General features: G+C 33.7%; 7 protein-coding genes and 1 pseudogene. 7 read left to right on the forward strand and 1 reads right to left on the reverse strand.

Features of this window, described 5'->3' with window-relative positions:
- Positions 1-232 precede the first annotated feature (232 nt).
- The 7 genes from BPMYX0001_RS11640 (at position 233) to BPMYX0001_RS34535 (ending at position 7,845) form a co-directional block, all read left to right on the forward strand.
- Positions 233-520, forward strand: a complete 288-nt coding sequence (locus tag BPMYX0001_RS11640) for a hypothetical protein (protein ID WP_003197969.1) — start codon at positions 233-235, stop codon at positions 518-520.
- 92 nt (positions 521-612) lie between these two features.
- Positions 613-843 carry an LLM class flavin-dependent oxidoreductase gene (locus BPMYX0001_RS34530; protein WP_240516947.1) on the forward strand — a complete coding sequence of 77 codons (231 nt, stop codon included), beginning with the start codon at positions 613-615 and terminating at the stop codon, positions 841-843.
- Between the two features lie 13 nt (positions 844-856).
- A complete protein-coding gene (locus BPMYX0001_RS29410) occupies positions 857-1,618 on the forward strand; it encodes an LLM class flavin-dependent oxidoreductase (protein WP_006095040.1) in 762 nt (253 codons plus the stop codon).
- 338 nt (positions 1,619-1,956) lie between these two features.
- A complete protein-coding gene (locus BPMYX0001_RS11650) occupies positions 1,957-4,053 on the forward strand; it encodes a HelD family protein (RefSeq protein WP_006095041.1) in 2,097 nt (698 codons plus the stop codon).
- 682 nt (positions 4,054-4,735) lie between these two features.
- On the forward strand, positions 4,736-6,439 hold the full coding sequence (locus tag BPMYX0001_RS11655; RefSeq protein ID WP_018765651.1) for a M4 family metallopeptidase: 1,704 nt from the start codon (positions 4,736-4,738) through the stop codon (positions 6,437-6,439).
- 201 nt (positions 6,440-6,640) lie between these two features.
- Positions 6,641-7,711, forward strand: coding sequence for a Rap family tetratricopeptide repeat protein (locus BPMYX0001_RS11660; protein WP_018780624.1), 1,071 nt, complete (start codon positions 6,641-6,643; stop codon positions 7,709-7,711).
- A 5-nt stretch (positions 7,712-7,716) separates the two neighbouring features.
- Entirely contained in the window at positions 7,717-7,845 is a 129-nt protein-coding gene (locus BPMYX0001_RS34535; protein ID WP_006095044.1) for a hypothetical protein, read from the forward strand.
- 83 nt (positions 7,846-7,928) lie between these two features.
- On the opposite strand, the pseudogene BPMYX0001_RS32640 reads toward BPMYX0001_RS34535, so the two are convergent.
- Positions 7,929-8,017 (reverse strand): annotated as a pseudogene (locus BPMYX0001_RS32640) (phospholipase); the annotation flags it as partial.
- Between the last annotated feature and the right edge of the window lie 28 nt (positions 8,018-8,045).

Genomic DNA, 8,045 nt, shown 5'->3' on the forward strand with positions numbered 1-8,045 from the left:
CAACTGCCCGTAAAAGCCCGATTCGTTCAACTAATAATCAGTGGGGGATGAAGACAACCCCCACTGATTAAAGTTTCACTTTATATTATCTTGATAGTGATGGGGCGAGACTCCATTATGTTAAATCGATAATATAATGATACAATTGACAAAATACGCGATATTGTTATAATAGTACACTGTTATATAGGTAACAAAATATTGTTTTTTTTAGCGAGAAGGGTGTGTGATTATGAAACAACATAATGAAAAAATGAGTGGAAAAGATCAAAAAATTAAAGTTGAACGTGTACAAACTGGCATTAGAATGGAAAAAAGAATGGTAAAAGTTTTGAAAGCGATGGCAGAGTATCATGATATTTCACTAGGCGTTCTTCTTGAAAGAATAGTTCTTCATGCTTTTGAAAACAAACCTGTATTTAGCCAAGAGAGTCTTGAAAAGGTTAAAGCTATAAAAGAAGTTTATGATATGGATTATGGTTTAGAAATCAGCCGTAGGTGGAATGATTCGGAAAATTAGAGTGATTATTTTTAAGTGCATTATCATCTAGATTTCTTGAAAACAATCCGTGAAATAAAGAAGCTAAATAAAATTATCAGGAGCGATATGAAATGAAATTTAGTACATTAACAATATTCGACAATTACCCCGATCAATTATCCCGAACTTCTAGACAATTCTATAATGAGGTATTGGAGCAAGCCATTCGGGCTGAAGAAATGAATTTTGACGGAGTATGGTTTACAGAACATCATTTCTCAGATTTTGGTATTAATCCCTCTCCAGCAGTTCTGCTCGCTGCGGTATCTCAAAGGAGCTGCGGTATCTCAAAGGACGAATAGAATTCGCCTTGGTGTGGGTGTTTCAGTACTTCCATTACACAACCCTATACGAGTTGCTGAAGATTATGCGATGGTTGATCTTTTATCAAATGGAAGATTAGATTTGGGGTTAGGTAGTGGATATGCACAGAAGGAATTTGATGGTTATAATATTTCATTGGAGGACAAAACTGAGCGTTTTAACGAATCTCTAGAAGTGTTACGTAAGGCGTGGTCAGGTAAGCCTTTTTCCCATCAAGGAAAGTTTTTTCAATACAATGATCTTAAACTTAATGTCCAGCCAATACAAGCTCCGTTTCCACCTCACTGGATTGCAACCTCTAGTGAAAAAGGTGTTAGTCATGTTGCTAGTATGGGAAGCAATTTCATGGGCCTTGGGTTTAGTAAATCACGGGATGAATTAGCAAAGCTGATTGATACATACAAAAATATGTATCTGAAATCAGGATACGGTAATCCAGAAGAGTTGGAAATCCCTGTTGCATTTCATGTTCATGTTGGTGAAACATATGTAGATGCTGAATCCAATGCAAAAGATCCTTATCAACTATTTATGAATACTCCGCGTGGGACGAATATCTCATATGAAGACCTTAAACATAAATTCAATCCAGTAATAGGAAGTCCTGATGAAGTTATTAAACAAATTCAGTCCTACAGGGAAATAGGTGTTACGAATTTTATGGCAGTAATGAATTTTGGTGGATTAGAACATCATAAAGTGCTTTCATCCTTAGACTTATTTGGCAAGTATGTAGTTCCAGTATGTAAGTGAAAAATTGATAGGACCAATTACACTTCAAAAAAGATGGTTTTATTTACTCCGACTGGGAATTAATAGCTTAATAAGTGAATTTAGCATATAAATTTCATATTTGATGGCGATGGGATTTTATTTATGCCTTTATCTATTTTATCAATGAACATTTTTGTACGAATGTTTATCGTATAAAAGAAAAAAATTAAATAATGAATAGTGAAAAAAGGCGGGATTTTTTCTTGTATTCTTATATTTTAGAAAATTCCAGCTCGAACTATTGACTTTATAAATGTATTTTTTATACAATTGTATCTCGACTGAAAAATTCGAACGGACAGGAGGGAATCAGCATTATGAGTACTATATTTGAAGAAGAATTACAGCGGATGAAAAAAACTTTATCTACAATGGATGAACAACTAGACAAATTGGAAAAAATTCCAGTTTACTATGGCGAGGATTTTAAAGAACAAATACTTGAAAGTATGAGGGAGTCAAATCGGCAAAACCTACGTATTGGTGTGCAAGAACCATACTTTGGGCGATTAGATTTTCAGGAGGATGGACAGCCAGAACCAAACCCGATTTATATTGGTAAAGTAGGTGTTTCTGATGAAGAAACGATGAAACCAATTGTTATTGACTGGCGCGCACCTGTTGCTAGTATGTTTTATTCATTTACTGGTGGTGAAGAACCGGCTTTTTATCATTCACCAGATGGCTTAGTAGAGGGCGATGTGTATTTAAAAAGGAACATTGCTATTCGCAAAAGAGAACTGGAACGTGTTGTTGATACATATGTAAAAGGAAGTGAAGATGTATCTCTTGCAGATGATTTTCTTCTATATCGATTAGGTGAAAACAAGGATAATAAATTAAAAGATATCGTTTCGACGATACAATCTGAACAAAATGACATTATTCGTGCAGAGAAAAACATGCCATTATTAATTCAAGGGGTTGCAGGAAGCGGAAAAACAACAATCGCTTTACATCGCCTTGCTTTTTTAATTTATGAATATCGCGAGCAGCTAGAGGCAGAGAGAATGATTGTATTTGCTCCAAACAGTTTGTTTTTAGATTATATTTCTAGTGTACTTCCTGAACTTGGTGTAGGAAATATTAGGCAAACAACATTTCAAGATTGGGCGCTAAATACATTAGATGATGCGGTGAAATTGAAAGATACTGACGAAAAGTTGAAAGAAGCTTTTTCGATAAATCGCGATGATAAAAAGGTTATGCTCGGTAAATTAAAAGGAACGATGAAATTTAAGTCATTTATTGAAGAAAATATTGTTCAATTTGAAAAGAATTTATTACCAACAAAAGATTTTGAGGCATGGGATAAAGCATCTATTACAGTAGAAGAAATTAGAAAATGGATGCAAGTGGAATATAAGCACTATCCATTAAGGAAGCGTAGAGAAAGATTAGTCGGCCGAATAAAGCGCTGGATTGAGATTGAACTTAAAAAGTTTGAAGGAACAAATGAGAAAAAAGCATTAAAAAAAGAAGCTACAAAGAGATTAAATGCCTATATGAAATTTTGGCCTAAAATGAGCCCGGTATCATTTTATAGTTCGATGATGAAGCAAAAAGAAATATTGGAAGTTTTACCTGAAGAACTTGTTCAGGAAACAGAAAAAAATTGTCGTAAAAAAGAAGTGTATGTAGAAGATTTAGCACCTCTTATTCATATTCACCATCGATTAGCAGGTATCGAAATCGGGCAAAAATTCCACCATGTTGTTATAGATGAAGCACAAGATTTTTCACCATTCCAAATTTATATATTAAAAGAAATTACAATGGGTAACTCGTTTACGATTTTAGGTGATTTATCGCAAGCAATATATGATTATCAAGGGATTGAAGACTGGAATGACTTTAAAGAAGTATTTCAAGAAACCGGTTATTATGAACTGACGAGGAGTTATCGTTCTACAAAAGAAATTATTGAATTTGCAAATGAAGTCATTAAAAATGCTGAAATTCCAGTAGGGCTCGCAACCCCTGTTTTCCGTAGTGGTGAGAAAGTAAAGGTTATTTCTACGGACAATCAATTTGCCGCAATTGTAAAGACTCTACAACATATGCAGAGTGAAAATGTGAAGACGATTGCTGTTATAGGAAGAACAGATGATGAATGTCGTGATATATATGAAAAGTTAACAGCTACAGGAATCACTGCTAACGTCATCGAAGCAAACCAAAGTAAATATGAGGGTGGTATTTCAGTTGTACCTGTGTATTTAGCAAAAGGGCTAGAATTTGATGCGGTACTTCTTATCGATGTTGATGAAGTACATTATAAAGGTACAAAGCATGATGCGAAACTATTATACGTTGGCTGCACGAGATCTCTCCATGATTTACGGATTTTCTATTCTGGGGAAGCATCACCTTTAATTCAAGGAATACAAGAAGAGTTTTATGAAAGTAAATAATAGATGTTTCAAGAGGATTTTCAAGTAATGGGGTAGCACCCCATCGTCATCAACCTAACGAAATTAAATACCCCCAAAACGAAAATTTTCTTTCTCTACAGTTAGTTCTTTTGAGAATGCAGCGTATTTTTTAGTTTTAGAGAATAATGAATTTCTTAACTTAACGGCTATGAGTGCTATCTCCTATAGTGAATATTTTTTTAAGCGGTTCAGGAACAAACATAGGCTGTGGAGAAGAATTTCTCCACAGCCTAAACTTCTTAATAGGAGCAGTTTTTAGTATGTCTTGAGTAAAAACTTTGATCTCTTTATGTATAAACTCTGATGAAATACGATTCCTGATTTGTTTCCTCCACAATCCATTCTGCCATCATATAAAGTAAAAAAGAGATAAGAACACTGTATGAAGTATAATTTCTCTCCTCGAATATATATTCTTGGCCCACGTAACCGGCTACTAAAAGAATTACCTTCTTCAACCGTTTTCCTTTAAAATATCCCATTCATTATAAACATTAATTTTTTCTAGAATAATTGAATTTAAATAACGGATTATCGACATTAAATTATGTAATTTTGCATAATGTTACATAAATTCGGCATTTTCTCTTTTTTTTGACAAGAATAGACAGTATACTTTTTACAAGTTTAATATTTCAGAAAATTATACGAGGTGAAAAACATGAAAAATAAAAAAACATTAGCTACAGTTGCATTAACAACAGGATTAGCTTTAACAACTGTAACACCATATGGACTAGGTCATGCGGAGGAAACAGATCAACTACAAGTTCAAATGCAAGAGGATTCGTTTCGTACAGGTGAACTTACACGACCATCACAAAAGGCACCAGAAAATGTAGTAAAAGATGCTCTTAAGGAGAAGACAGAGCAAGCTTTGTCTCCAAAACAAGTTAATGGAGAAACGGGAGTAGATTATAAGGTTCTTCAAAAGCGTGGTTCTTATGATGGAACTACACTTGTGCGTATGCAACAAACATATGAAGGAAAAGAAGTATATGGGCATCAATTGACTGCACACGTAGATAAAAAGGGTGTTATTAAAAGTGTTTCAGGAGATAGCGCGCAAAATTTAAAACAAGAAGATTTAAAGAAGCCTATTAATCTATCACAAGAAGAAGCGAAACAATATATTTATACGAAGTACGGTAATGATATCAAGTTTATTTCTGAGCCAGAAGTAAAGGAAGTTATTTTTGTTGATGAAAATAATGGACAAGCCAGCAATGCATACCAAGTTACATTTGCTGCTGCAACACCAAACTATGTATCTGGAACCTATTTAGTGAATGCTCATAATGGTGATATGTTAAAAAATATGGTACAAGAATCAGATTTAAAAGCAAGTGAAAAGCTTGTTGGAGCCTTAAAGGAAAGTAGAAAAAGCAATCTTACATCATTAACTGGAACAGGAAAAGATGATTTAGGTATATCTCGTACATTTGGTATTTCTAAACAAAGTAATGGGAAATATGCACTTGCTGATTACACTAGAGGGCAAGGAATTGAAACGTATGATGTGAATTACAGAGATATTACTAAAGAGGAAAGCTATTACCCTGGTACACTAGCAACTAGCACTTCAACAACATTTAATGATCCAAAAGCGGTAAGTGCTCATTTCTTAGCAACAAAGGTATATGATTTTTATAAAGATAAATACAAGCGTAATAGTTTTGATAATAAGGGACAAAAAGTAGTTTCAGTTGTACATGCCTGGGATTCTGAAGATACAAATGATCCGAAGAATTGGCAGAACGCATTAAGTGCTAATAATGGTAGCATGCTTGTATATGGAGATCCTATTGTAAAGGCATTTGACGTAGCAGGACATGAATTTACACATGCGGTTACATCTAGCGAATCTAATCTTGAATATTCCGGAGAATCTGGTGCGATTAACGAGGCGTTATCTGATATTATGGGAACAGCTATTGAGAAATATATAAACAAGGGGAAATTTAACTGGACAATGGGAGAACAAACTGGATCAGTTTTCCGTGATATGGCAAATCCATCTTCAGTTCCTTCTTCAACTGGAGTACCGTATCCAGATGATTATAGTGAATTTAACGATTTTAATGGATGGGATAATGGAGGTGTTCATTTCAACTCAAGTATTATTAATAAAGTTGCGTATTTAATTGCAAAAGGTGGCACTCATAACGGTGTAACTGTAAAAGGTATTGGCGAGGATAAAATGTTTGATATTTTCCATTATGCAAACACTGATGAATTAAACATGACTTCTGGTTTCTCCGAATTGAGATCGGCATGCCTTCGAGTTGCAGCAAATAAATATGGGGCGAACTCAACTGAGGTTCAAGCAGTTCAAAAAGCTTTTGATGCAGCAAAAATTAAGTAAGAAATATAGTTCTTATCCGTATTGATGGACTCAACACATAATGGTTGTATAAGCAAGAGGATAAGCCAGGTTCTGCTATTGTTTCGACAACATTATGGAAAGTTAGATAGTACCTTAGGTACTATCTAGCTTTTTACAGAATAAAATGTCGGAAAATTTGTTTTTTTGTTATAATATTAATATAATAGGATGAAGAATATTATGGATACACATATAATAGCAAAAGAAGAAATAATAACATTATTAAGCAGTTGGTATAATGCAATTATTTCTCAACATATAATAAAAGCTAAACACTTAAAAGAAGAGATTGATAGAAATATTCATAGTATTGAAGAAGACTCTAATATCTCTATCTATTATTCCCTACTTAACTTTAGATATAATTTACTGGTTTGTGATATAGATGGTTCTAAAGACTGTCTAGAAAAGATTGCTCCATTTCCAGAACAAACCGAAACATTTTTGAAATATTATTATCATTTCTTCAAAGCTATTTATGCAATTTCAGTTGGAAATCATAATGAAGCTAAAGAACAATATGAGAAGGCTGAAAAACTCTTAGCAACTATTCCAGATGAATTAGAAAAGGCTGAATTTGATTACATGTTTGCAGTATTCCATTATCAATCCTTAAACCCGTTGTTGGCTGCTAAATATGCTAATAAGGCAAAAGAGGTATTTTCGAAGCATACAGGATATGAAATGAAAGTTGCTTCCTGTCAAAACACCATAGGACTTGCTTGTACTAAACTTAGGCTGTATGAAATTGCTGAGGAAAATTTCATTTCAGCTCTTAGAATATTTGAAAAATATGGCGAAGAACAACTAATAGCTAAAGTGAAACATAATTTAGGATTATTATATGCTGATCAAAACCTTTCAGAGTTAGCGATTAAGTATTTAAAGGATTCCTTAAAAAATAACCCTAAAACTATGTTTTTATTAGCTAGGGAATACTATAAGTTAGGAGAAAATTTTCTTGCTGCAGATCTAATTGAACAAGGATATAACCTTACAAAACTTAAAGAATATAAGTGCCATTTTGCTATCTTAAGAGAACTGAATAAGGGAGCAGAGATTGAGGAACTAGAGAAAGTTATTATGACAGGAATATATTACTTCAAGAAAGAAAATCTATGGGGTCATGTAAAAGAATATGCTTCAATTCTTGGAAATAAATTCTATGACCTAAGCAATGATGAAAAAGCCAGTAGATTCTTTCACATTGCCCTAGATGCTGACAAAAAAGATTTGGAGAAGGGAGCCTAAAAATAATGAAAAAAGTACTTTTAACTGTAATGATTTTTACAGGGATTTTATCTTTTGGTGTTGCTAATCAATCTATTGAAGAGCCATCAGCTAAAGCTAATCTACTTTGTTTAGATCATGGAGAAACTATCTAATTGAAAAAAGAGAGTGCCTTTTTGGGAAAAGGGACTCTCTTTTTTCAATTATTTTATTATTTATGATTCACATACGTATCAAACTATAAGTGGATATATCCAGCTGTGTAATACGTTGCGCCTCCATTAAACGTTTTCCGGTCACCGGTGTTACTTCAACACGCCGTTTATTCCGCTATTTGTGGGCAGTAATACTCCCG

The sequence above is a fragment of the Bacillus pseudomycoides DSM 12442 genome, from assembly GCF_000161455.1.
GTDB lineage: Bacteria > Bacillota > Bacilli > Bacillales > Bacillaceae_G > Bacillus_A > Bacillus_A pseudomycoides.